General features: G+C 66.5%; 22 protein-coding genes and 1 pseudogene. 12 read left to right on the forward strand and 11 right to left on the reverse strand.

The annotated features are described in order from the left end of the window. Positions 1–45: 45 nt before the first annotated feature. Positions 46–930 (reverse strand): acyl-CoA thioesterase II, encoded by an 885-nt coding sequence (locus tag A5651_RS03840; protein WP_066975738.1) that lies wholly within the window; start codon positions 928–930, stop codon positions 46–48. Positions 931–1,093: 163 nt separating this feature from the next. Here A5651_RS03840 and A5651_RS03845 point away from each other — a divergent pair, with 163 nt between their 5' ends. The 4 genes from A5651_RS03845 to A5651_RS03860 all read left to right on the forward strand — a co-directional run bounded on the left by A5651_RS03845 (position 1,094) and on the right by A5651_RS03860 (position 5,429). Continuing rightward, positions 1,094–1,717, forward strand: a complete 624-nt coding sequence (locus tag A5651_RS03845) for a TetR/AcrR family transcriptional regulator (RefSeq protein ID WP_066975739.1) — start codon at positions 1,094–1,096, stop codon at positions 1,715–1,717. 99 nt (positions 1,718–1,816) lie between these two features. After that, positions 1,817–3,043, forward strand: a complete 1,227-nt coding sequence (locus A5651_RS03850) for an amidohydrolase family protein (RefSeq protein WP_066975741.1) — start codon at positions 1,817–1,819, stop codon at positions 3,041–3,043. Next, positions 3,044–4,174 carry an acyl-CoA dehydrogenase family protein gene (locus tag A5651_RS03855; RefSeq protein ID WP_066975743.1) on the forward strand — a complete coding sequence of 377 codons (1,131 nt, stop codon included), beginning with the start codon at positions 3,044–3,046 and terminating at the stop codon, positions 4,172–4,174. A 1-nt stretch (position 4,175) separates the two neighbouring features. Further along, a complete protein-coding gene (locus A5651_RS03860) occupies positions 4,176–5,429 on the forward strand; it encodes an acyl-CoA dehydrogenase family protein (RefSeq protein ID WP_066975744.1) in 1,254 nt (417 codons plus the stop codon). A gap of 7 nt (positions 5,430–5,436) precedes the next feature. Here A5651_RS03860 and A5651_RS03865 read toward each other — a convergent pair. Together A5651_RS03865 and A5651_RS03870 are read right to left on the reverse strand one after the other, a co-directional pair. Next, a pseudogene (locus A5651_RS03865) lies at positions 5,437–6,453 on the reverse strand (Rv2578c family radical SAM protein). 31 nt (positions 6,454–6,484) lie between these two features. Continuing rightward, positions 6,485–7,510: an NAD(P)-dependent alcohol dehydrogenase gene (locus A5651_RS03870; protein ID WP_066975746.1), complete on the reverse strand. Its 1,026-nt coding sequence runs from the start codon at positions 7,508–7,510 to the stop codon at positions 6,485–6,487. A 225-nt stretch (positions 7,511–7,735) separates the two neighbouring features. On the opposite strand from A5651_RS03870, the gene A5651_RS03875 reads away from it, so the two are divergent. Both A5651_RS03875 and A5651_RS03880 read left to right on the forward strand, forming a co-directional pair. Next, complete coding sequence (locus tag A5651_RS03875) at positions 7,736–8,476, forward strand: hypothetical protein (protein ID WP_066975748.1); 741 nt, start codon at positions 7,736–7,738, stop codon at positions 8,474–8,476. Positions 8,477–8,480: 4 nt separating this feature from the next. Continuing rightward, a complete protein-coding gene (locus tag A5651_RS03880) occupies positions 8,481–9,329 on the forward strand; it encodes a hypothetical protein (protein WP_066975750.1) in 849 nt (282 codons plus the stop codon). Positions 9,330–9,334: 5 nt separating this feature from the next. On the opposite strand, the gene A5651_RS03885 is transcribed toward A5651_RS03880, so the two are convergent. Next, positions 9,335–9,742 (reverse strand): hypothetical protein, encoded by a 408-nt coding sequence (locus tag A5651_RS03885; RefSeq protein WP_156662571.1) that lies wholly within the window; start codon positions 9,740–9,742, stop codon positions 9,335–9,337. A gap of 59 nt (positions 9,743–9,801) precedes the next feature. Here A5651_RS03885 and A5651_RS25635 point away from each other — a divergent pair, with 59 nt between their 5' ends. After that, the gene (locus A5651_RS25635) at positions 9,802–10,329 is read left to right on the forward strand and encodes a hypothetical protein (protein ID WP_197496531.1); all 528 of its coding nucleotides are present in this window, start codon (positions 9,802–9,804) and stop codon (positions 10,327–10,329) included. 87 nt (positions 10,330–10,416) lie between these two features. On the opposite strand, the gene A5651_RS03895 is transcribed toward A5651_RS25635, so the two are convergent. Continuing rightward, the gene (locus A5651_RS03895) at positions 10,417–11,568 is read right to left on the reverse strand and encodes an LLM class flavin-dependent oxidoreductase (RefSeq protein WP_066975752.1); all 1,152 of its coding nucleotides are present in this window, start codon (positions 11,566–11,568) and stop codon (positions 10,417–10,419) included. 45 nt (positions 11,569–11,613) lie between these two features. Here A5651_RS03895 and A5651_RS03900 point away from each other — a divergent pair, with 45 nt between their 5' ends. The 4 genes from A5651_RS03900 to A5651_RS03915 all read left to right on the forward strand — a co-directional run bounded on the left by A5651_RS03900 (position 11,614) and on the right by A5651_RS03915 (position 14,604). Then, on the forward strand, positions 11,614–12,396 hold the full coding sequence (locus tag A5651_RS03900; RefSeq protein WP_156662573.1) for an enoyl-CoA hydratase/isomerase family protein: 783 nt from the start codon (positions 11,614–11,616) through the stop codon (positions 12,394–12,396). A 204-nt stretch (positions 12,397–12,600) separates the two neighbouring features. Further along, entirely contained in the window at positions 12,601–13,158 is a 558-nt protein-coding gene (locus tag A5651_RS03905; RefSeq protein ID WP_255361785.1) for a TetR/AcrR family transcriptional regulator, read from the forward strand. 9 nt (positions 13,159–13,167) lie between these two features. After that, positions 13,168–13,809 carry a carboxymuconolactone decarboxylase family protein gene (locus A5651_RS03910; RefSeq protein WP_066975758.1) on the forward strand — a complete coding sequence of 214 codons (642 nt, stop codon included), beginning with the start codon at positions 13,168–13,170 and terminating at the stop codon, positions 13,807–13,809. Between the two features lie 6 nt (positions 13,810–13,815). Continuing rightward, entirely contained in the window at positions 13,816–14,604 is a 789-nt protein-coding gene (locus tag A5651_RS03915; RefSeq protein WP_066975760.1) for an SDR family NAD(P)-dependent oxidoreductase, read from the forward strand. On the opposite strand, the gene A5651_RS03920 is transcribed toward A5651_RS03915, so the two are convergent. From A5651_RS03920 to A5651_RS03945, 6 genes are read right to left on the reverse strand one after another with little or no spacing between them, the layout of a single operon-like run. Continuing rightward, a complete protein-coding gene (locus A5651_RS03920; RefSeq protein WP_066975762.1) occupies positions 14,601–15,485 on the reverse strand; it encodes an LLM class flavin-dependent oxidoreductase in 885 nt (294 codons plus the stop codon). The two genes, A5651_RS03915 and A5651_RS03920, sit on opposite strands and share 4 nt — an antisense overlap. Next, complete coding sequence (locus tag A5651_RS03925; RefSeq protein WP_066975764.1) at positions 15,482–16,669, reverse strand: LLM class flavin-dependent oxidoreductase; 1,188 nt, start codon at positions 16,667–16,669, stop codon at positions 15,482–15,484. The genes A5651_RS03920 and A5651_RS03925 overlap by 4 nt, the downstream gene beginning before the upstream one ends. Before the next feature lie 27 nt (positions 16,670–16,696). Further along, on the reverse strand, positions 16,697–18,067 hold the full coding sequence (locus tag A5651_RS03930; protein ID WP_066975766.1) for a 4-hydroxyphenylacetate 3-hydroxylase N-terminal domain-containing protein: 1,371 nt from the start codon (positions 18,065–18,067) through the stop codon (positions 16,697–16,699). 3 nt (positions 18,068–18,070) lie between these two features. After that, positions 18,071–20,368: an acyl-CoA dehydrogenase gene (locus tag A5651_RS03935; protein ID WP_082943575.1), complete on the reverse strand. Its 2,298-nt coding sequence runs from the start codon at positions 20,366–20,368 to the stop codon at positions 18,071–18,073. A 44-nt stretch (positions 20,369–20,412) separates the two neighbouring features. Continuing rightward, on the reverse strand, positions 20,413–21,681 hold the full coding sequence (gene hisS / locus A5651_RS03940; protein ID WP_066975768.1) for a histidine--tRNA ligase: 1,269 nt from the start codon (positions 21,679–21,681) through the stop codon (positions 20,413–20,415). After that, positions 21,678–22,364: an MBL fold metallo-hydrolase gene (locus tag A5651_RS03945; RefSeq protein ID WP_066975770.1), complete on the reverse strand. Its 687-nt coding sequence runs from the start codon at positions 22,362–22,364 to the stop codon at positions 21,678–21,680. The genes hisS and A5651_RS03945 overlap by 4 nt, the downstream gene beginning before the upstream one ends. Positions 22,365–22,470: 106 nt before the next feature. On the opposite strand from A5651_RS03945, the gene A5651_RS03950 reads away from it, so the two are divergent. Next, positions 22,471–23,349: a peptidylprolyl isomerase gene (locus A5651_RS03950; protein WP_066975810.1), complete on the forward strand. Its 879-nt coding sequence runs from the start codon at positions 22,471–22,473 to the stop codon at positions 23,347–23,349. Positions 23,350–23,359 lie beyond the last annotated feature (10 nt).

Raw genomic sequence — 23,359 nt, forward strand, 5'->3', positions numbered from 1 at the left:
AGCGTGACACTTCTGCGCCAACTTGTAAAGGGCGCGTTCGGCATGTTACAGCCGCGACTGTTCCTTGATCGCCGTGTCGGATGTCCGCAGCGGACGGATCAGCGCGTCCTGAGTAAACGAAGCGATCAGCTCACCCTCTTCGGTGTGCACGGTGCCGCGGATGTAGGACATCCCGGCACCGACCTGGGTGCTCTCGTGGGAGTACAGGATCCAGCCGTTCCATCGAACCGGCTCGTGAAACGACACCGCCACCGTCATCGGCGCGGTCGATACCGTGAGGTGCGACTGGCTGGTGCCGATCCCCTCATGGGCACGCATGGTCGTCGAAATGCCAAGATGGCCAGTGAAATACGCAATCAACGCCTTGGCGAGGTCGTCGCGTTCAGGGATTGGGTCGTAGTGCAGCCAGGCATAGATTTCCGGCGGCCCCACCTCGTCGGGACTGTTCACATCGACCACGTCGACCAACCGCACGTCGCGACCCACCATCGGCATCTGGCAGACATTGGCATCCCCCGGCGCGGTCACGTGCGGACGGGGCAGGTGATGACGGATCACGTCGCCGGTGGGCACATCGGCGAGAAGCGTTGCGGTAACACAGCGCTTACCGTTCTGCGTGGCGGTCACCACCGCCGTCGCGGTGGATCGACCTTCGGCGACAACATCGATCTCCAGCTCCACCGGACCCGCCGCGACCAGCACCGCGCGCGCGAACACCGCGTACACCGACCGCACCGACTTTCCCCCGAACCGCTTGGCGGCGGCGACGACCATCTGCGCCAGCACCTGGGTGCCTTCGACAACCTGGCGGTCGTCCTCGCCGGCGGGACCCGTTTGGGCGATGAAGCGGTTCTCGCCATCAGGAGCCACGTCGAACAGGTCGAGCAGTGACTGCACCGTCCATGGCGTCTGCGCTGAGTGTGTCGTCATGGGAGGGAACAGTAACCGAGCATCCGCAAAAGCGGTAATGTCATTACCAGGGCTTGAGCATCGACGCAATGTCACGCTGAGAGCGACGTCGCGGCTATATATGCACGGCGACACTGTCAGGCTGACATTTGTGCCGAGTACCGCGAGCGGGAAGGTGTCAACGATGGCGAAGTCGAGCGCCCGCTCCTCCGCCGACGCCGATATCGAGCCCCGCGAGCGGCGGTTCATGAAGTCCGCGCTGGCGATCCTTGGCGAGACCGGCCGCACCGACTTCACCGTGCTGGAGGTCGTCGAACGCTCCAAGACCTCGTTGCGATCCTTCTATCAGCATTTCTCCACCAAGGACGAGTTGCTGCTCGCATTGATCGACAAGATCATGTCCGAATCCACACGCAAGTGGCGCAGCGACACCGCCGACCTGCCGCCGGTCGCTGCGCTAAAGATGCTGATCGACCGGATCTGCAGGCCGGCCGAAACCACCACCCAGGACAAGGTGAACCGCGGCCTGACCAACTACAACGATCGCCTCGCCGAGACCCTGCCGCGCGAATACGCCCGGGTGCTCTCCCCTCTCCACGAGCTGATCAAGGACATCATCAACCGCGGCATCGCCGAAGGCTCATTCCGCAGCGACGTCGACGTCGACGCCACCGCCGCGCTCATCATGCAGACGGCGCTTGGCGCCATGCGCCTGCATGTCCTCGGCGCGGAGCTCAACGGAGTCCCAGTCGGGGCGCGTCACATCTTCGACTTCTGCGTCACCGCGCTCGGGGCCGACCCGGCCTGACCTGCCGAGAAACTGCTTCTCAGGCCCCGGTGTTTTCGCTGGTCCGAAAGTGGTAATGTCATTACCACCAGCTCAGAACCAGACTCTCAGGAGGCGAAGATGGCCGCCCGACAGCTGCCCTATCCGGTGTTCGACGCCGACAACCACTTCTACGAGCCGAAAGAGGCGTTGACGCAGTTCCTGCCGGACCGCCGCAAGAACGCCATCGATTACATCGAGGTCCGCGGACGCACCAAGATCATGGTGCGCAACCAGGTCAGCGACTACATTCCGAACCCGACGTTCGAAGTCGTCGCGCGGCCGGGCGCCCAGGAGGAGTACTTCAAGCACGGCAGCGGCGGCAAGAGTTTCCGCGAGGTTATGGGCAAGCCGATGAAGGCGATTCCGGCGTTCCGCGAACCCGCCGCACGCCTCGAGGTCATGGACAGCCTCGGCCTCGATTACTCCCTGATGTTCCCGACCCTGGCCAGCCTGGTCGAGGAGCGGATGAAGGACGACCCCGAACTCATCGCCGACGTCATCCACGCCCTCAACGTGTGGATGTACGAGACATGGCAGTTCAACTACGAAGACCGGATCTTCTCCACGCCGGTGATCAACCTGGGCATCATGGACCGCGCACTCGAAGAGCTCGAATGGTGTTTGGAGCGCGGCGCCAAGACGGTGCTGGTGCGGCCCGCGCCGGTGCCCGGGCTGCGCGGCACCCGGTCGTTCGGCCTGCCCGAGTTCGATCCGTTCTGGGACGCCTGCGTGAAGGCCGGCATCCCGGTGTCGATGCACGCCTCGGACTCTGGATATGCCGAATACCTCAACGACTGGGAGCCCGCCGACGAGTACTTGCCGTTCAAGCCGACCGCGTTCCGGATGGTGTCGATGGGCAAGCGTCCCATCGAGGACTCGATGGCAGCGCTGGTGTGCCATGGCGCGCTGACCCGCAACCCGGACCTGCGGGTTCTGTCGATCGAGAACGGGGCGGACTGGGTGCCCTACCTGTTCAAGCAGTTCGACGGCGTGTACAAGAAGATGCCGCAGGAGTTCCCGGAGAACCCGATCGAGGCGTTCAAGCGCGGCGTGTACGTCGCTCCGTTCTGGGAGGACGACTTCGCCAAGATGGCCGAGCTGATCGGTGTCGACCGGGTGATCTTCGGATCTGACTGGCCGCACCCGGAGGGTCTCGCCGAGCCGACCAAGCTGATCGACGACCTGCAGGGCCTCGACGAAGAGGGGCAACGAAAGGTCATGGGCGGCAACATGATCGATCTGTTCAAGGTGCCCAACAAGATCGTCCACAATCCGGACGTTCCGCCTCTGGTGATCCCTGCCTGAATGAGCGAACCCACGAACCCCGAGGTCCTGCTCTTCGCCTCGACGACACAGTCGTTCCTGGAGAAAGAAGCATCGCTGAGCCGGCTGCGTGAACTCCACGCTGCCGGCATCTCCTTCGACACCGGCTGGTGGCGGCGGGCGGCCGACCTCGGCTGGACGAGCCTGCTGGTGCCCGAGAACCTCGGCGGGGGTTCCGTCTCGGGCAACGGCGTGAAAGACCTGGCGCTGGTGGCCGAACTCGCGGGCAAGACCGTCGCGCCCGGGCCGCTGCACCCCGTCAGCACGGTGCTCGCCGGTCTCGTCGAGGCACCGGAAAACCACTTGGAGACAATCGAATCGCTGGTCAGCGGTGAGCTCATCGCGTCGTGGGCGGTGGACGAGCCCGGGCGATCCTGGGCGCCGCTGCAACCCACCCTCACTGCGACGCCCACCGGTTCGGGTATCCGGCTCGACGGCGTCAAGGATCGCGTCGAGGCAGGCGACCGGAGCGAGGTCCTGCTCGTGGTGGCGAACTGCGAGGACTCCGTCGTGCAGTTCCTGGTGCCGACCGACGCGGCGGGCGTGCGCATCGAGGCGCAGCGATCGCTCGACCTTGTGAAGAGCTACGCGCGTGTGCATTTCGACGGTGTTGAGATCGACGCTTCGGCAGCCGTCGGCTCGGCCGAGCAGACCGCGGAACTGATTGCCCGGCAGAGCCAGATCGCGCAGATTCTGCAGTGCGCCGAGGTCGTCGGCATCCTCGACGCGGTCTTGAAGTTCACCATCCAGTGGGGATTCGACCGGCACTCGTTCGGCCGGCCGCTCGGCTCGTATCAGGCGCTCAAGCACAAATACGCCGATTTGAAGATTTGGTTCGAGGCGTGCAAGGCCGCCACCAATGCCGCAGTCGCCGAAGTCGCCGACCGCTCCCCCAACGCGGAGATGGCGGTCAGCGTCGCGAAATCCTATGTGGGCGAATACGCCCCAGGCATGCTGCAGGACTGCATACAGCTGCACGGTGGAATCGGCGTGACGTGGGAGCACGACTTGCACATCTACCTGCGGCGGGTCATGCTCGACCGCTCGATGTTCGGCACTCCGGAGGATCACAACCTGCGCGCCTATGCCCTGACCGAGCGGGAGTCTGCCTGACATGACCGAGACGACGTCGGCCCCGCCGATCACCGAAACCGTCGCCGAGTTCGCCGAGCGGGCCGCCGCGTGGCTCGCCGCGAACATGCCACGCATCGACCCGGCCAATCCCCCCGAGGCCGACCGCGGCGAGGAAGCGCCGTGGCAACGCGCACGTCAGCTGCAGAAGATGCTCTACGAGGGCGGGTTCGCCGGTATCTGCTTCCCGCGCGAGTACGGCGGGCTGGGACTGCCCATCGAGTATCAGCGGGCGTTCGACGAGGTCTCGCGCGAATACGAGTTGCCCGTCATCCTCAACACCCCGACGTTCACGATCTGTGCGGCAACCATTCTCGACACCGGCAGCGAAGAGCAGAAGAAGCAGCACATCTCAGCCGCGTTGCGCGGCGACGAGGTGCTGGTCCAGTTGCTGTCGGAGCCCAGCGGCGGATCCGACCTGGCGGGTGTCATCACCCGCGCCGATCGCAAAGGCGACAAGTGGATCGTCAACGGCGCAAAGACGTGGAGCACAAGCGCTTTCGCCGCGGACTACGGGTTGATGCTGGCGCGGACCAATTGGGACGTGCCCAAGCACGAAGGCCTGACCATGTTCCTGGTCCCGATCAACAGCCCCGGCATCACGCTGCGGCGCATCAAGCAGGTGAACGGCTCCGTCGAGTTCTGCGAGGAGTTCTTCGACAACCTCGAGCTCGGCGACGACGCCGTCGTCGGTGAGGTCAACGAGGGCTGGCACGTCGCGTCGCGGCAGCTGTATCACGAAAGGCGCGCTGTCGGTGGAGGTTCGGAGTTCGCCAGCGGCATCGGCGCCGAGGGCAAGACCGATGTGCCCATCGACTGGGTCGGGCTTCTCAAGTCGACGGGGCTAGCCGACAACGAACGCGCCCGCGAGCGGGCGGGCCGGGCGATCGTGCACAAGGCGGTGCAGGAACGGCTGGTCGACCACGTGTACCACGGTGTCCTCGACGGCTCGCTACCTCCGGCTGCCGGCTCGATCATCCGCATCACCCACGCCGAGACCCATCAGGTGGGATTCGACACCGCCGTCGAGCTGACCGGCAGCCTGGGAGTCGTCGACGGCCACGACAACCTGATCCGGTTCGGCGAGCGCTATCTGTCGCGCCAGACAGCAGCGCTCGGTGGCGGCACAACCGAAATCGCCCGCAACATCATCGGCGAACGGGTCCTCGGCTTTCCGCGCGAGGCGGCCGCCGATCGCGGCGTGCCGTTCAAAGACGTCAAGCGGAACAAGGCCTGATCGCCATCTAGAACAAGGTGGGCTGAGCCACCTCGGTTGGCGGGACCGCCGACGCCTCCGCCGTGCGGAACGGTCTGCGATCGGGCGCCAACCCGTACTGGTTCACCAACGGAGTAACTCTGTCGCGCAGCATATTTCGATAGTCGGCGGGCAGATATGCGCCGCGCCGGTACAACTGACGGTATTCGGCGACCAGCTCCGGATGCGAGCGCGCCAGCCATGACATGAACCAGCCGCGGGTCGATCCGCGGAGGTGCAGACCGAACACCGTCACCCCGTTGGCGCCCGCGGCCGCGATCTGACCGAGCAAGGTGTCCAGGTGCTCGACGGAGTCGGTCAGCCTCGGCAGCACCGGGGCGACCATCACATGGCAGTCCAGGCCCGCGTCGCGGATTGCGGTGACCAACCCCAGCCGCGCCTGCGGCGTGGGCGTTCCCGGCTCAACATCCCTGTGCAACACCGGATCCCCGATGGCAAGTGACACCGCAACGCTGACGTTCACCCGCGTCGCCACGTCGGCGATGAGCGGAAGGTCACGTCGCAGCAGCGTGCCCTTGGTGAGGATCGAGAACGGTGTCCCCGTGTCGGCCAGCGCCGCAATGATTCCCGGCATGAGAGCGTAGCGACCCTCGGCGCGCTGATACGGATCGGTGTTGGTGCCCAGCGCCACGGTCTCGCGGCGCCACGACTTGCGGTGCAGTTCGCGCCGCAGCACCTCGGCGACGTTGGTCTTGACGACGATCTGTGAGTCGAAGTCGGTGCCGCAGCCCATGTCGAGGTATTCGTGGGTGGGTCGCGCGAAACAGTACCGGCAGGCATGGGAACACCCGCGGTAGCCGTTGACCGTCTAGCGGAACGGCACCATCGACATCTCGGGCACCTTGTTCAAGGCCGACTTGCAGAGGATTTCGTGAAACGTGATGCCCTCGAATTCCGGCGTGCGCACGCTGCGGACGAAACCCATGCGCTGTAGACCCGGCAGGGCGCCGTCATCGACGCCGATACCCTGGCCGTCCCACCGCATCCCTCAATTCGAACTCACGTTCGAACCGTTGTCAAGCGTTCGGAAGCACGATCGACTTGAGGCTGGCCGGGTCGGCGTCGCTGTTGAGCGCATCATCGACGTGGTCGAGATCGAAGCGTCCGGTCACCAGCGAGTCGACGTCCACGGCGCCCGAGGTCACCAGATGGGTTGCCGCCGGCCAGGTGTCGGTGTAGCGGAACACACCCGTCACGACCAACTCCATGTTCTGGATGTAGGACACCGGCAGGCGGTAGTTGTCGGCACCCATACCGACGAGCACGACGCGGCCTGCGGGCCCAGTGGCCTTGATGCCGTCGACGACCGCGGACGGCGCACCGCTGGCGTCGATGAAAGCGTCGACCTCTGGGGTCAGGGCCGCGACGTCGACGGACGAGGGATCCAGCGTCTCGGTGGCACCGAACCGCCGCACTCGATCCCGTCGCGCCGGCGCCGGATCGGAGACGACGATCCGCGCCGCGCCGAACGCCCGCGCGGTCTGTGCGCACATCACCCCGATCGGACCTGCGCCGGCGATCAGCACGCTCGTTCCGGGGGCCACGGCGGCCTTGCGCATCGCGGCAATCGCCACCGACAACGGCTCCAGCAGTGCGGCAGCCTCGTCCGACATCGAATCAGGCACCGGATGCGCCATCTCGGCGTCGATGGTCACGAACCGGCACAGCGCGCCGTCGACCGGCGGGGTGGCGAAGAACCGCATGTGCGGGCACAGGTTGTAGCGGCCGGACAGGCAGTGGTGGCATCGGCGACACGGCCGTTGCGGCTCGACTGCCACGCGCTGGCCGACCCGTCCCGGGTCGACGTCCGCGCCGGCCGCGGCGATACGCCCGGACAGTTCATGGCCGAGGATCATCGGCGCGCGAACCACATAGTCGCCGATGCGGCCGTGACGGTAATAGTGAACGTCGGATCCGCAGACACCGACCGCGGCGACCTCGACGAGCACTTCGTGCGGAGCGGGCGAGGGCACCGGGCGTTCCTCGACGGTCAGGCTGCCGACACCGGTCAACACGCTGGCGCGCATGGTCTCTGAAGACATGTCTCGATGATGCCGCGACCTCGGTGGCTGGGCCGTCTACGACGCAAAAGCAGATGCCACATATGGCGCCATTAATTTTCGCGGTAGTTTACTTTCATCGTATTTCTAACAGATAACTAGCACTATCTAGGTTTACTTGTTACATTGCTGAATCTGCATGCTCTTGCGTTTGTTCGAGAACAATATGTCGGATCCGGCGCCGAATCCACCTCTGAGGGAGAGCCCATGACCGTCGTCGCACTGCCACGCCCGCCCGTTTCACCCCACCTCGAAGGCGCGCTTGTGAGCTGGGGTGATCCCGAAACGGAATGCACTGTGGCGATCGCGAGGCCCGCAGACGACGACTCGCTGTGGCAGGCATATCTGGACGGGGCGGAGCGCTCCTACCGCGGGCACGGCATCGGTGCCGCATTCGACGGCGACGCGGTTCGCCGGTCCGGTGACACCACGCTGTTCTGGACGATGCTCGACGTGAGGGGAAAAGTCATCGGCGGCATCCGGGCCATCGGTCCGCTGACCTCGCCCGAGGACACCCACGCCGTCGTCGAGTGGGAGGGCCAACCCGCTCAGCCCATGGTGCGCAAGATGATCGCCGATCGTCTGCCCTTCGGCGTCGTCGAGATGAAGTCGGCGTGGGTGACCGACGATCCGGGCCGCAGCCGGCGGCTCACCGCGCTTCTGGCCCGCAGCGGGTGTCACATGCTTGCGGTCCTCGGTATTCAGTTCTGCGTGGCCACCTGCGCCCACCATGTGCTCGCGCGGTGGCGGTCGTCTGGGGGCGTGGTGGCACCGATACCCGCCACGCCCTACCCCGACGAGCGGCACCGCACCAAGATGATGTGGTGGGATAGGCACACTGTCGCCAGCGTCGCCGCGCCAAATCAGACCGCCAAGATCGTCACCGAAATGGCCGACATTCGTCGCCGCCGGCACGACACCAGCCGCCATGCGACAGTGGGAAGTTGAGGGCATGTTCATCGAAACGCAGTGGGACTGCGAGGTCGACGTCGTCTGTATCGGCGCCGAGGCGGGTGTGCTCGCCGCCGCGCTCGTCGCCGACAATGCGGATCTCGATGTCTACCTGGGCATTACGGAGGCCCTCGCCGACGGCGCCGACCTGGCCGCGTCCGTCGGCTACCCGGGCGGAGACGGGCAGACCACGAAGCACCTGGCTGGCTTCGCCTACGCGTTCGACGGGGCCGACCGCGCCTCGGGCCGCTGCCCGGTGCGCGCCGCCGAAGATGCCCCACGGCCGCAGCGCCGCGGTGCCATCGAGCCGTTCTTCGGCGCTGCGCTCGAGCAGTGGGCGCATCAGTGTGCGGCGGCGCCGCACAGCCTGGTCTACAACCGGGTGACGCACCGGCAGATGGTCCGGATGCGATGCACCAACAGCAGCGAGAAGGTCGAAGCGGCCGTCGTCGGGGCGGTCACCTTGAGCCCCGATTTGCCGGCCTTGTCGTTGGACGCGTGGTTGAGATTTCAAGCAGCCGAGGCGGAATTACCGGCGGACACCGGTGTGCGCCTGGCGCGGTTGGTCTTCGAGGACAACGGCGTGGCGGGCGCACTGATCGAAACGCAGGACGGCGTCCTCGCGGTACGCGCGCGGGAAAACCTCATCATCGCTGTCGGCGATCCGCAGATCGTACGTCCCTATCCGCTCATCAGCGCGACCGAGACGGTGACGGCGCGGGTCTCGCTGGTCAGCAAGGCGGCCAGCCGATTCGGCGAAATCGAGATCGTCACCGCACCCGGAGACGACGAGCGGCTGCTGTTCGTCGACGCGCCGGAGCCGGAGCTTCAGCTGGCGAGCGGCCTGTAGAAGATCTACCAGTTGCCGAGCTGGCAGCGCGCGGTATAGGGGCCGTCGCCCTGGCTCACGACCTGGCCGTCGACCTGGATCTCGCAATGCGCGCCCGGCACGGCCTGCCCGCCGTGCGCGGCGGCGCTGGCATCGAGAGTGGCCCACTGCGGATCCTCGAGCGTGACGGTGAACTCCCACGGAGTGGGGACTTCTTCCTTCTTGAGGAAGGCGTAGGGGTCGGCGTTGTACGCGGCCTTGCTCGGCGGCTGCGCCGTCAGGTAGTTGACCTGAAAACTGACGCCGGTTCCCGATGTCAGGATGTACTTGACCTGATGGCCGGTCGCCTCCGCACTGGCAGGTGCGCTGCCCACCCCGACTGACGCTGCTGCGAGCATGAGCGCGGCCCCGACCCTGATTGTCGCTGTTCGCATGTTCGTCACATCGCACGACGCTACCGCAGTGTTACAACCGTGCAGGTTACGCTGCCGGAGTGAGCACACCCGGCGAGCCGCAGATCATCGCCGATACGGGCGGACTCCTCGTCACCGACGACGGCCGCCGGGTGCTGGTCATCGACCGGTGTACAGGTGCGCTGACGATCGTCGCGTTCGTGTTGGGCATCGTCACGCTCGTGGTGGGCGGATTCGGACTAGTCGTGCTCATCGCGGGGACACCGTCACGGACACTGGGCGCGATATTCGCCGCTGTCGGCCTCGCTTTCGCAGTGCTGACCTCCTTCGTCGTCCGCAAGATCCGATCCCGTCGCACGCAGCCGTTGAGCCAGTGCCGTCCGGTGGCCGTCATCGATCGCAAGCTCGGGCTGTTCAGCTACCGCGGCGGAGCGCTGGTACAGCTGGATCAGGTGCGGTTCGCGCGCAAGCTTCAAATCGGCTCGAGCTCACCGCAACTGGTCGCCATCACGCCCGGCGGCACGCTGGTCATCAAGCGTGGCAACCCGCTTGACGGCGGCATCGGCGATGTCGACCGGGTGCTGACGGCCGTCGTGCAGGCAGGCTGATCACGGCAGCCACTCTTACGCGACCGTGCGCGAAATGTCGGTAAATCGCGGCGCGTCGCAGGCAGACACGCACCCTCGCGGGGAAGGTCAGCGCAGGTTTGTCGGGTTGAGGTCCTCGGGCATCTGTTGGCCCGCATCCTCGTAGGCCTTCTTGATCGCGGCCATCGCGGGCGCGCCGTAGTCCTTCTTCTTCGACACCACCATGTCGTAGCTCGCCCGCAACGGGTCGAGATGCCCGCGAAACTCGGGGATCACGTAGCGCGCCATCAACTCATAGCTGCGCAGTGTCGCCTCGCGGTCGGCCCAATCACCGGCCAGCACAAGGAATCCGCCGAACCCGCCGGTGATCTTCTGCAAGCGGTGCAGGGCTTCGATCATGTCGTCGGGGCCGCCAACGAGCGCCGCGTCCTCCTCGATCTCCTGCTCGAGCGTGTAATCGTTCTTCAGTCCCGCAACCCGTTTGAAGTATCCGATGCGTTCGGCTTCGCGCCCTTCACGCACCTCGGCGATCGCCTGCTCACGTGTGTAGGCGAGATGCGCACGGATGACCAGACGCCATTCCTCTCGTCGGAAATCCTTGCCGTTGTCGGCGGCGGCCTTCTCCCCCAGCGCCCAGTGCGCGGCCAGGTCCTTCTTCCCGCCGATCAGACCGGCGCCCAATGACAACACGCCCGCGCCGTGGGTGCCCGCCGCCACCATGCCAGATGGAGACGTGCTCGACGCCACGGCGATCGGTATCGACCCGTTGACCGGGAGCATCTGCAGCCGGGCCTCATTCAGGGTGAACCAGTCGCTCTGATGGGTGACGACCTCACCGGCGAGCAGACGCGTGATGACCCCGAGCGATTCGTTCATCCGGGGACGCTGCGTGACGGGATCGATGCCCATCATCGTCGCGTCGGAGATCAGTGCCCCCGGGCCCACGCCGAGCATGGCGCGTCCACGGGTCAGGTAGTCGAGCTGGACGAAGCGGTCGGCCACCATCATCGGGTGGTGGTACGGCAGGCTCACCACACCCGAGCCCAACCGAATGTGGTGCGTGCGTTGGCCGGCGACAGCCAGAAACATCGCGGGATCGGCGATGTTCTCCCACGCCGCGGAGTGATGCTCGCCCACCCAGGCTTCGTCGAATCCCCAACGGTCACACCACTGGATGAGTTCGAGGTCGCGTTCGTAGGTGGTCAGCGGGCTTTCCCGGACGGGGTGGTAGGGCGCGATGAACGTTCCGAACTTCAGCATGCCAGCGGCCTCCTAATATCTACGTCGACGTTCAAGGTGGAGTGTGTGGAAGGGATCGGAATGCTTGACGCAGGCGCATACCGCACGATCGACGTTGCGATCACCGATGGCATCGCCCTTCTCACGCTGAACCGCCCCGAGAAGGCCAACGCCGTCGATGACGTCATGCATTCGGAGTTGTCATCGATATTCGCTGCAGCGCAGGATGATTCGCGCATCCGGGCGGTGGTGATCACTGGCGCGGGTCGTGCCTTCTCCGCCGGCGGCGACGAGTCGCCCGACCGGGAGTATGCGACGTCAACCGGCCGCACCCCGATCGAAGAGGCGCGCCACATCGTCGAGGACATCATTGCGCTGTCCAAGCCGCTGATCGCCGCGGTCAACGGCCACGCCATCGGGTTGGGTGCGCTGCTGGCCACCCTCGCCGACATCTCGTTCGTCTCTGCCGACGCCAAGCTCGGCGACTTGCACGTACACGCGGCACTGCCCGCCGGCAATGGTGCGGCGGTGATCTGGCCGCTGATTGTCGGCATCAACCGCGCCAAACATCTTTTGATGGCGGGTGAACTGCTCACCGCGACCGAGGCGGAACGCCTCGGCCTGGTTACTCGAGTGCTGCCGGTCGACGAGGTGCTCCCCGAGGCGGTGGCAATGGCCGAGCGGCTTGCCGCGCTCTCGCCGCAAGCCGTGCAGGGCACCAAGATGGCGATCAACCGTCTCCTCGCGATGGCCTCGGGCGCCGTGCTGCCGTTGTCGCTCTCGCTCGAGGCGGCCGCGATGGAAAGCGACGACTTCCGCGACGCGATGGAGCGCCTCAGCAGACGATGACGCTGTCTGGTGCCTTGGACGCTACGGCGGGCCCTCACGGTTGTCAACGTCTACGTTCACGTTCACACTGTATTTTGACTTCGACAACGTCCGCGACCTGAGGAGGCTGACATCCGCGCCGCACCTCGCAAGAGCGACAATGCGCGACGCAGGCAGGAACGCCGCAGCGCGGACCGTCGCGCATCCAACGAACGCTGGCTGACCATCCTCAAGGGCGCAACGGTCGTGTTCCGTCGCGAGGGCTACGCCAGGGCCCGGCTCGAGGATGTTGCCGCGGAGGTGGGCATCAACCGCGCCTCGCTCTACTACTACGTCGGCACCAAAGAGGAGCTGCTCGTCGCACTCGTCGAACAGCCCGCCTACGAGATGACCAAACACTGCGAGGAGGCGCTGCGGTCGCAGCGGCCCGCGGACGACAAGCTACGCGCGGCGTTGCGATCGTTCATCGCAGACCTCCAGAACTATCCGGAACTCTTTCTGCTCTTCAGCGAAAGCCAGCACATCGCGACCATCCCCGAGGCGGCACCGATCGTGGCCAACGCGGACGCCTACGGCAAGACGCTGCTCGCCATCATCGAAGAGGGCATCAAGACTTCGGTGTTCCGGTCCGATCTCGATTCACGGTTGGTGATGCTCGGCATTCTCGGCATGCACAACTGGATTCACCGCTGGTATGTCCCCGGCGGCCGCAACACGCTCAACCAGATCGGCGATGTCTTCGCCGAGATCGTGCTGTCAGGGCTGCGGCCCGTGAGTGATTGAATACGGACCATGCCACGACTCAACCAGGTGCCCCGCCCCGACGTCACCGACGAATTCACGCTTCGCATGTACGACTTCATGTTCGGCGACCGCGATCCGGTGGCCGAACCGGGCACCGTCGGCGGCACCATCGGTGACTGGTGGACGGTCTTCGCGCAGTCGCCCGCCGCGCTGCGGCACGCCGTGCGAGGGTTCCGGCTGTACCGCGAAGAGGTCTCCATCCGCGCCGACCACCGCGAGCTCGGACAGATCCGCGCCGGCTGGGTGGTGGGTAGCCAGTTCGTCTTCTCCCAGCACTGCAAGGCGTGTCGTGCCGCCGGCCTGTCCGAGGAGAAGATTGCGGCCATCCCGTCCTGGCAGACCGCTGACTGCTTCGACCACACCGAGCGGCTGCTACTCGCATACACCGATTGCCTTGCCGGACAACAGGGTCGCGTCCCCGAGCGGTTGTTCGAACAGTTGCGTCAGGTGTTCAGCGACACCGAGATTCTGGAATTCACCTACACCACGACGATGTATGTGATGCACGCGATCATGTCGCGGGCGCTGCGACTGGAGTTCGACGACCGCGACGACCCGATCGTCGAGGTGGAGGATCCCGAGGGCGGCGGAGTGCTCGACATCGGGGCCGCCACGTCCGGCGGTGAGTGAGCGGTCGTGACGCTGTCACACGCCGCGACGGGTCCCGTCGGCGACCGGTTGCGGCTCGACGGGAAGGTCGCCGTCGTCACCGGTGCCACCTCGGAGCTCGGCCTGGCGATCGCCCGCACGCTCGGTGAGTCCGGTGCGCGGATCGCGTTGGCGGGCAGACGCATACACGATGTTCAGGCACGCTGTGATGCCCTGCGGCACGACGGCATCGAGGCCACGGCGTTTCGCGTGGACGTCGCCGATGTCGACGCGTGCGGGTCGGTGGTGAGCCGGATCGTCGACGATCTCGGCGGCGTGGACGTACTCGTGAACAACGCCGGCGTGGGCACCGTCGCCCCGGCGACGCGGGAGGATCCGGCGCAGTACCGCCGCACGCTGGAAGTGAACCTGATGGGCGCCTACTGGATGACACAGGCGTGCGGTCGGGTGATGACGCCGGGGTCGGCCGTCGTGATGATCGCCAGCATCCTCGGCATGACGACGACCTCTCTTCCCCAGGCCGGCTACGTGTCCAGCAAGGCGGGCCTGCTCGGGCTCACCCGCGATCTGGCGCGACAGTGGACCGGCCGCAAGGGAATTCGGGTCAACGCGGTGGCGCCGGGGTTCTTGTCTTCAGGCCTGACCGAGCACACGCCCGAGGGTTTCAACGACGACTTCGTCGCCACCAAGGTGCCCGCCGGTCGGCTCGGCGAGCCCGACGAGGTGGCCGCCGCGGTGTTGTTCCTCGCCAGCCCGGCGTCCTCCTTCATCAGCGGGGCGACGCTCGCGGTCGACGGCGGCGCGCTGATCACCTAGCTGGACAGCATCGCGGTGAGGTGTTCCAGTACAGCGGAGTCGATCGCCGCAGGCTCGTAGAGCACCCCGGGCGGGAAGTACAGCACGATCTCGTCGATACCGACGTCGTGCCACCTGCCCACCCAGGTATCGAACGCGTCCACCGAGGACCAGATCGGATCGGGCGTGGTCGCAGGATTTCCGGCCAGGATCTGGCGACGAATGGTGGCCGGGTCACGGCCGATATCCTCGCAGAACCCGTCGAGCGCTGCCGCCCGCGCCTTCGTCACCGCGATCAGCTCATCCGACGACAGCCCCCACCCGCCGAACGAGCTCCAGATATCCCCGTACTGCGCAACGAGTTTCAAGCTCGAGCGGCTGTGCGCGGCGATGCACAGTGGCGGTCGCGGACGTTGCACCGGCCGCGGCCGGATGCGCACGTCGTGCGCCTGGTACCAGTCGCCGGCATGCTCGACGCACTCACCCCTCGTCAGTGCATCGAGCAGCCCAACGGCCTCGGCGAAGCGCTGGCTGCGTTCGCGGACCGACCACACCGGTTCACCGACCATCTCGTGATCGGTCGGTGCGTAGCCGGCCCCGATGCCCAGCTGCAGCCGTCCACCGGACATGGCCTCGATGCTCGCGGCCTGACGCGCCAGCATCGCCGGATGCCGCAAAATCACGTTGGATACCAACGGGCCGAGCAGGATTCGGCTGGTGCAGGTGGCCAATCCCGCCAGCGTGGTGAACGCTTCCAACCAACTAGCTTGCGGCGCGGCGGGGTTAACGCCGTGGTCGTCGATCCACAGGCTGCGGAAGCCGAGGTTTTCGGCCTGCTGCGCGCGCTCGACCAGCGTTGGCCACGCTACGTTGGGAAAGAGCAGAACGCCGAAGTCGGTCACTGTGCGGCGCGTAAGGCTTCCACTTCGGCGAGTCTGCGGGCGTCGCGCTCCTCCAGAAATTTCTGCGTAGCGCCGGCGACGGCGCTGTAGATGTTGCCCATCAACTGCTGGCGGTGAAAGATCGTCCAGTCGCGGCTGCGTTCCAACGGTTCCAGCGTGTCCTGGAAGACCGGCATGACGTACCGGCTGATCAGCTCGTAGGAGCGCAAAGTCGCTTCCCTGTTGGCCCATTCGTGCGCCATCAGCAGGTAGGTGCCGAACCCGCCCGACTTCTCCAGCAGGCGGCGCAGCTGCTCGATCGCCATGTCGGGCGTGCCGATCACCCCTACGCCGGTCTCGTTGACCGCCCCGATGATGTCGTCGCCGGGGTCGAAGTCACCAAGGATCGGGATCGCACCCACGTTCTGGAAGTAATCGACCCATTGCGCCAGGCCCTTCTCGACATCGCGACGGGCCTGCTCTTCGGTCTCGGCGATGTGCATGGGCCCGCACAGCCGCCATTTGTCACGGTTCACGGTGGTGCCGTGCTGGGCGGCGGAATCCTGTGCGGTGCGCCAGTTTCGGGCCAGCGCGTCGAACGCCTTCCTCTGGGTGGCCGCGATGGACAACAGCCCTACGCCGAACTTGCCCGCGGCCACCGGTCCCGACGGCGACGCGGTCACCGCGACACTGACCTCGATGCCGGGCCGGCTGTAGGGCCGCATCTGCAGCCGCGCGTCGCGCAGCGTGAACCAGTCGGTCTCGCGGTTGACCGGCTCCTCGTCACGCCATAGCGCCATGACCGCGTCGAGCGACTCGGTCATCATGTCGCGCTGGCGCGTCGTCTCGATGCCCATCATGTACGCATCGCCGGGCAGCGCCCCCGGGCCGACGCCGACGATCAGGCGCCCTCGGGTGAGGTGGTCGAGCAGCACCATCCGGTCGGCGAACATGAACGGATGGTGGTACGGCAGCGAAGCCACCCCGGTTCCGAGCCGGATCCGCTTGGTCTTGGCGGCCGCTGTGGCGATCATCAGCTCCGGTGAGGCGATGATCTCGGTGCCTCCTGAGTGGTGCTCGCCGAACCACGTCTCCTCGTAGCCGAGGCCTTCGACCGCCTCAACCAGCGCGATATCGCGTTCCAGGGCGAGCGTCGGGTTGTCGCCGATCATGTGATACGGAGCTATGAAGACACCAAAGCGCATGCGTCGAATCTACGTCTACGTTCACGTTCACACAAGGCCGGCTGCTCGGCGGCCCAGCTGCTTGGCGCGCTCCATGTCGTAGTGCTTGCGGGTGACCAGGCGCTGCGCGAACAATCCACCGCCGGACTGCACATTGGTGACCAGGTGCCAGCCGCCGTAGGAATCCGCGGTGCTGTCGCGGATGGCGTGAAACAGCTTGGCGCGCGTCTCGCCCGGGACGTCGGGCGACCCGGCGAGGTACTTGCGCAGCTGCGGGCCGATGTCGGGATTGTCAAGATCGGCCATCGACGGGGTCGTGATGATCCCGCCGCCGGCGATGTCGTGCAGGTGGCGAACCATCAGGTTGAAGTTCGCCGCGCCGAGATACTTCGTGGCGTTGGTGTAGAGATCGTCGGGGTAGTAGTAGCCCTCCGGCGTGACGTGCGCATTGCTGATCGCCGCCTCCATGCCCGCGCGCAAGTTGGTGGCGTGGATCATCATCTCGTCGATCTTCTCGCGGATGTGCGAGATGCGGGCGGTGCCGTTGGCCTCGGCGATGAGCTGCGCCAGGCCGACCATTTCGTCGGCCTGCTCCACCATGACGGCCGTTCCGCCGAGCCGCTCCCACAACCCGAGCGAGTGCGCGAAGACGCCCGCCTGCGCGGCGACACCGTCAAGGAAGACGTTTTCAGTCGGCACGAACACGTCGTCGAAGATCACGAACCCGTCGGGCATGCTGCGGCTCGTGCTGACCGGGTGGTCACGCTCGTCGCCACCCCGCGCCGCCACGGTGCGGCTGATGATGTGCACGCCGGGAGCGTTGACGGGGACCGCGCAGGCGATCGCGTAGTCCTCCTCCCCCGGCTTCATCGATTTGGTTGGCATCACCATGAGGTGATGGGCGAACGGGGCCGCGCTGATGTGCAGCTTGGCGCCGCGGATCACCACGCCGCTGCCGCGACGCTCGACCACGCGCACGTATTGGTCTAAATCCCCTTGCGCCGCAGGCGGTTTGCTGCGGTCGCCCTTCGAGTCGGTGATGCACTCCGCGATACGGATGTCGTCGCGGCGGGCCTGTTCGACGTAGTCGTTGATGCGTTGGACGAACTCGGGATGGTCGGCGAGGCGGGCGGCGGCGACGACGAGGGTCATCAACGACTGGTAGGTGACGTTGAGCAGCAGGTCCATCTCGGTGAGGATGGGCACCCGCTCACGCAGCTCGGCGACGCTGCGCGGCGCCTCCACCAGCGGGTTGGTGGCGTCCGGATCGGGGCGGTAGTACTGGTCGTAGCCTGCGGCGACGGCGTTGAGCGCAGGCGCCAGCAGCGGGTCGGTATCGAGGTCGTCGATCAGCTTGCCGTCCTGATAGATCCGTCGGCCGTCGTGCAATGACTGCTTGTACTGTTCGCCCGTCAGCATCGGTTATCTGTTCCTTCCAACGAACGGTTTGGTGCGGTCGGGGTCGACGTCGCGGGGCAGCCCGAGAACCCGTTCGGCGATGATGTTGCGCTGGATCTCCGACGTCCCGCCCGCGATGCAGAACTTCTTCATTTCGAGGAAAGACCGTGTGCCCGCGGGCATTTCGGCGTCCTCGGGCCAGCCCAGCGTGAGGTCGGGTGCGAGGTCGACGCGGATACGGCCGGCGCGCTCATGCAAATCGGCGCTGACCAATTTGCGGATTGAATCGATGGCACCGGGGTTGCGGCCCGCTGCGGTGCTGGCGCGCAGTGTCGCAGACTGCAGGCACCGTTCGTCGATCAGCATGCGCTGCAACCGATCCCGGATGTCGAAGTCGCGCCACGCATCGCTGTCGACAGCTTCACCGATGAGTTGGTCGGCGACGCCGGGACCGACGACCGGTGGCCCGGTCAGGCTGTTGCGTTCCTGCATCAGCGTGCTGATGGCGACCTTCCATCCTTCGCCGCGAGGGCCCAGGCGAGCCGAGTCGGGGACCACGACGTCGGTGAGGAAGACCTCGTTGAACTCCGCGTCGCCGGTCATCTGGCGCAGGGGACGGACTTCGACGCCCGGCGTGCGCATGTCCAACAGGAAGTACGTCAGGCCGTCGTGCTTGGGCAGGTCGGGATCGGTGCGCGCCAGAAGCAGCCCGTAGTCGGCGGCGTCGGCGAACGAACTCCAGATCTTCTGCCCGTTGACCAGCCAGCGGTCGCCGTCGATCGGCACCGCCGAGGTGGACAACGACGCCAGGTCTGATCCGGCGCCGGGCTCGCTGAACAACTGGCACCAGCGGTGCTCGCCCAGCGTGAGCGGCGGCAGAAAATAGCCGCGCTGTCGGTCATCGCCCCACTGCAGGATCGTCGGGCCTGCCAGCCAGACGCCGACGAAGTCCTCCTCGGGACGGTCAACGCCGCGGCGTTTCAGCTCCTCGATCACGGCACCGCCCTCATCTCGGCCCATTCCGAGGCCGCCGTATTCGACGGGCCACGTCGGGGTCGCCCAGCCCGCTTCTCCCAGGCGCCGGTACCAGTCCTGCCGGGTCGGGGTGTACTTCTTGCCCGCGGGCGCAGGGCCGACGTCGGAGGTCACGTCGTCGGTGAGGTTGGCCGCCAGCCACTCGCGCACCTCGGCGACCGCGGGCGTCAACTGATCCTGTGGCTCGGATTCCATTGGTGCGACGAGGCTTTCGGCGACCCACGCGCCGAGCCGGTCGCGATGTGCCGACGGGGTGCCGAACAGGTGCTGATTGGCCTTGGCGCGTCGCAGGTAGAGGTGCGCGTCGTGTTCCCACGTGTAGCCGATGCCGCCGTGCAGCTGGATCATCTCGGCGGCGTTGTGCAGGGCAGCTTCACCGGACGCCGCGGCTGCCACCGTCGCGGCGAAGGGGCCGTCATCCCTGCCGTGTGCGACCTGTCGGATCGCGTACCAGGCACTGCTGGAAGCCAATTCGGCCCGCACCGCTGCATCGGCGAGCCGATGCTTGAGCGCCTGGAACGCGCCGATCTGCCTGCCGAACTGTCGGCGGTCCAGCATGTACCGCCGGGTCCGTTCGACCGTGTGCTCGGCGAGCACCGCCTGCTCCACGGCCAGCAGGGCGTGTATGCGCGGACGCACTCGATCCAGGATGTGGTCCCTTTCATCCGGCGAGCCCAGGACGCGGGCCGGGGCGTCTGTCAACCGGATGTTGGCCAGCGGCCGCGTGGTGTCAAGCGTCTGCAACCGTTGCCGTTCGACGCCCTCGGCTTCGGTGACGACGAAAAGCCCCACACCGGAGTCGGTCTCGGCAACGACAAGCAGCAGGTCGGCATCGGCACCGTCGATGACATGGCAGAGCTCACCGCTCAGCCGCCACCCGTCGGTGCAGCTGCCGCTGGCATGTGACAGAGCCAGGGTCGCGGTGAGTTCGCCGGCGGCCAACCGCGGCAGAAACTCCTCGCACGCGTCGCCGTCGCCGGTCGCCAGAAGCGTCTCGGCGGCCACGGCGGCCGTGGCGAAATAGGGCGCTGCCACCAACTCGCGGGCCAGTTCCTCGCACACGATCGCCAGTTCCGGCAGACCTGCGCCGCCACCGCCGTAATGCTCGGGCACCGCGATGCCGAGCAGGCCGAGCTCGGCGAGCTGAGTCCACCCGGCTTGGCGGGCGGTTGCGGCATCGACGCTGCGCAGGTCGGCGAGTGCAAGGTGTTTGGTTACCAGCGCGCGGACCATGTCGCGCAGATCGTCATGTTCCGATGTCACATCGTCGAGTACCGGCGCAGCCACTATGTACACATTAGGGCCGGTTCAGCGGCTGTCAACACTCGTGTTCACAAATGGCCGAGGCGGGCCAGCACGTCGCCCAGCACCTCGTCGCGCGCTACGTCGATTTGCTCACCGGTCGCCAGGTCCTTCACGCCGACCGTGCCGGCTTCGATGTCGCGGTCACCCGCCACCAGCGCAATCGATGCACCCGAACGGTCGGCGGCCTTCATGGCGCTCTTCATCCCGCTCTTGCCGTAGGCCAGGTCGACCCGCACACCCGCCGCCCGTAGCTGCGCCGCCAGCACCGACAACTGCGTCTTGGCCTGGTCACCGAGGGGCACGCCGAACACGTCGACCCGGTTCGCCGTCTGAGCCGTCTTGCCTTCGGCCTTCAACGCCAGCAGCGTACGGTCCACCCCGAGGCCGAACCCGATGCCCGACAGATCTTTGCCACCGAGCTGAGCCATCAGCCCGTCGTAGCGCCCGCCGCCCCCGATGCCCGACTGGGCGCCGAGCCCGTCGTGGACGAACTCGAACGTGGTCTTCGTGTAGTAGTCCAGCCCGCGTACCATCCGCGGGTTGATCACATACGCCACGCCCATCGCGTCGAGGTGGGCCAGCACGCTGTCGAAGTGCTGCTTGGCCGAATCGGACAGGTGGTCCAACATGACCGGCGCGTCGGCAGTCATCTCCTTGATGTGGGGCCGCTTGTCGTCGAGCACCCGCAGGGGGTTGAGTTCGGCGCGACGGCGGGTCTCGTCGTCGAGGTCGAGCTTGAACAGGAAGTCCTGCAACAGTTCCCGGTACTGCGGCCGACAGCTGTCGTCGCCAAGGGACGTGACCTCCAACCGGAAGCCGTCGAGCCCGAGTGATCGGAAGCCGGCGTCGGCGACCGCGATCACCTCGGCGTCGAGCATCGGATCGTCGACGCCGATCGCTTCGATCCCGACCTGCTGCAGCTGTCGGTAGCGGCCGGCCTGCGGACGCTCATAGCGGAAGAACGGCCCCGCATAGCAGAGTTTGACCGGCAGCGCGCCCCGGTCGAGGCCGTGTTCGATCACCGCGCGGATCACCCCCGCGGTGCCCTCGGGGCGCAGCGTCACCGACCGGTCGCCGCGGTCGGCGAAGGTGTACATCTCTTTGCTGACGACGTCGGTGGACTCCCCGACGCCGCGGGCGAACAGCGCCGTGTCCTCGAAGATCGGCAGTTCGACGTCGGCGTAGCCGGCGCGGCGCGCGGCCGTCAGCAGACCGTCGCGCACGGCGACGAACTGCGCAGAGTCCGGCGGCAGATAGTCGGGCACGCCCTTGGGAGCTTGGAACGGGGTCGTCACAGGGTCAGGCCTTCGAGGAAAGGGTTGGCGCGGCGTTCAAAGCCGATGGTCGACTTGTCGCCGTGCCCCGGTAGTACCACGGTGTCGTCGTCGAGCACCATCAGTTTTGTCATGATCGAGCCGAGGAGGTCGCGGCCACTGCCGCCGGGCAGGTCGGTACGGCCGACGGACTGACGGAACAGGGTGTCGCCGGTGAAGACGACCTGGCTGTCGTCGCCGTCGACGCGGAACACCACAGAACCGCGCGTGTGTCCCGGTGTGTGATCGATGGTGACTGTGATGCTGTCGTAGTCGCCCACGTCGAGCTTGTCGCCGTCGCGGTCGAGTTCGACCACCTGCCGAGGTTCGCGGAACAGCGCACCGACCGCAGATCGGGCGAGACCCCCGATCAAACCCCGCCCGAACCCCTTGATGGGATCGGACAGCATGAACCGGTCGTCGGGGTGGATGTAGGCGGGGCAGCCGTAGGTGTCGGCGACCTTCTGCGCCGACCAGATGTGGTCGATGTGGCCGTGGGTCAACAGCACCGCGGCCGGGGTGAGCCGGTGTTCGTCGAGGATCCGGCGCAGCGGCGCCATGGCCCGCTGTCCCGGGTCGACGACGATCGCGTCCGTTCCGGGACGTCGGGCCAGCACATAGCAGTTGCAGGCCAACATGCCGGCCGGAAATCCGGTGATCAACACGTGGCCAGTTTCCCATCCCGAACCGCTGGCGGGTCTCTTGGCCTGCGCTCAGCTACTGCTGGCACACTCGTTGCGGATCGACGAGCTCACAAGGAGGACCACGGCGGTGCCGACCAACGAACAGCGGCGGGCGACAGCGAAGCGCAAACTCGAGCGACAACTGGAGCGACGGGCCGCGGCGGAACGCCGGCGCCGCCTGTACACGATCATCGGCTCAGTCCTTGCCGTCGTCGTCGTTGTCGCAGGCGTGACCGCCTACCTGCTGACGCGCAAAGACTCCGACACCACCGCCGCGGCGGACAACGCCACCCCGACCAGTGCCTCCTCGACCGCGCAGCCGCCGGCGGCTGAGGGCCAGCTGCCCGCCTTCAAACCACCCGCCGATCTCGGCGCCGACTGCCAGTACCCGGCGGCTCAGCCGGCCAGCAAGCCGAACAAGCCGCCGCGGACCGGCAAGGTGCCCACCGACCCCGCCCAGGTCAGCGTCAGCATGACAACCAACCAGGGCAACATCGGCATCCAGCTCGACAACGCGAAGTCGCCGTGCACGGTCAACAGCTTCGCCAGCCTGGCCCAGCAGGGCTACTTCAATGACACCGCCTGCCATCGGCTGACCACCTCGCCGGGCCTGTCGGTGCTGCAGTGCGGCGACCCCACCGGTACGGGCAGCGGCGGTCCCGGTTACCAGTTCGCCAACGAGTACCCGACCAACCAGTTCCAGCCCGACGATCCGAAGCTGCAGGAACCGGTGACGTATCCGCGGGGCACGCTGGCGATGGCCAACGCCGGCCCCGGCACCAACGGCAGCCAGTTCTTCCTGGTCTACAAGGATTCGCAGCTGCCGCCGAACTACACGGTGTTCGGCAAGATCGACGACACCGGTCTGGCGACGCTCGACAAAATCGCCGCGGCCGGCGTCGAAGGTGGCGCGCCGGACGGTAAACCGGCGCAGCCGGTCCAGGTGAAGTCCATCGGGTTGGACTGAGCCCGATGAC

This window comes from Mycobacterium sp. 1274761.0, from assembly GCF_001668615.1.
GTDB lineage: Bacteria > Actinomycetota > Actinomycetes > Mycobacteriales > Mycobacteriaceae > Mycobacterium.

Bases quoted from the DNA above. Each gene is read 5' to 3' on its own strand.
- A5651_RS03860 (WP_066975744.1), top strand. From the start codon at position 4,176: ATGACCGAGACGACGTCGGCCCCGCCGATCACCGAAACCGTCGCCGAG.
- A5651_RS03840 (WP_066975738.1), bottom strand. From the start codon at position 930: ATGACGACACACTCAGCGCAGACGCCATGGACGGTGCAGTCACTGCTC.
- A5651_RS03885 (WP_156662571.1), bottom strand. From the start codon at position 9,742: ATGCGAACAGCGACAATCAGGGTCGGGGCCGCGCTCATGCTCGCAGCA.
- A5651_RS03875 (WP_066975748.1), top strand. From the start codon at position 7,736: ATGACCGTCGTCGCACTGCCACGCCCGCCCGTTTCACCCCACCTCGAA.
- A5651_RS03910 (WP_066975758.1), top strand. From the start codon at position 13,168: ATGCCACGACTCAACCAGGTGCCCCGCCCCGACGTCACCGACGAATTC.
- A5651_RS03850 (WP_066975741.1), top strand. From the start codon at position 1,817: ATGGCCGCCCGACAGCTGCCCTATCCGGTGTTCGACGCCGACAACCAC.
- A5651_RS03870 (WP_066975746.1), bottom strand. From the start codon at position 7,510: ATGTCTTCAGAGACCATGCGCGCCAGCGTGTTGACCGGTGTCGGCAGC.
- A5651_RS03930 (WP_066975766.1), bottom strand. From the start codon at position 18,067: ATGCTGACGGGCGAACAGTACAAGCAGTCATTGCACGACGGCCGACGG.
- A5651_RS03895 (WP_066975752.1), bottom strand. From the start codon at position 11,568: ATGCTGAAGTTCGGAACGTTCATCGCGCCCTACCACCCCGTCCGGGAA.
- A5651_RS03855 (WP_066975743.1), top strand. From the start codon at position 3,044: ATGAGCGAACCCACGAACCCCGAGGTCCTGCTCTTCGCCTCGACGACA.
- A5651_RS03845 (WP_066975739.1), top strand. From the start codon at position 1,094: ATGGCGAAGTCGAGCGCCCGCTCCTCCGCCGACGCCGATATCGAGCCC.
- A5651_RS03880 (WP_066975750.1), top strand. From the start codon at position 8,481: ATGTTCATCGAAACGCAGTGGGACTGCGAGGTCGACGTCGTCTGTATC.
- A5651_RS03925 (WP_066975764.1), bottom strand. From the start codon at position 16,669: ATGCGCTTTGGTGTCTTCATAGCTCCGTATCACATGATCGGCGACAAC.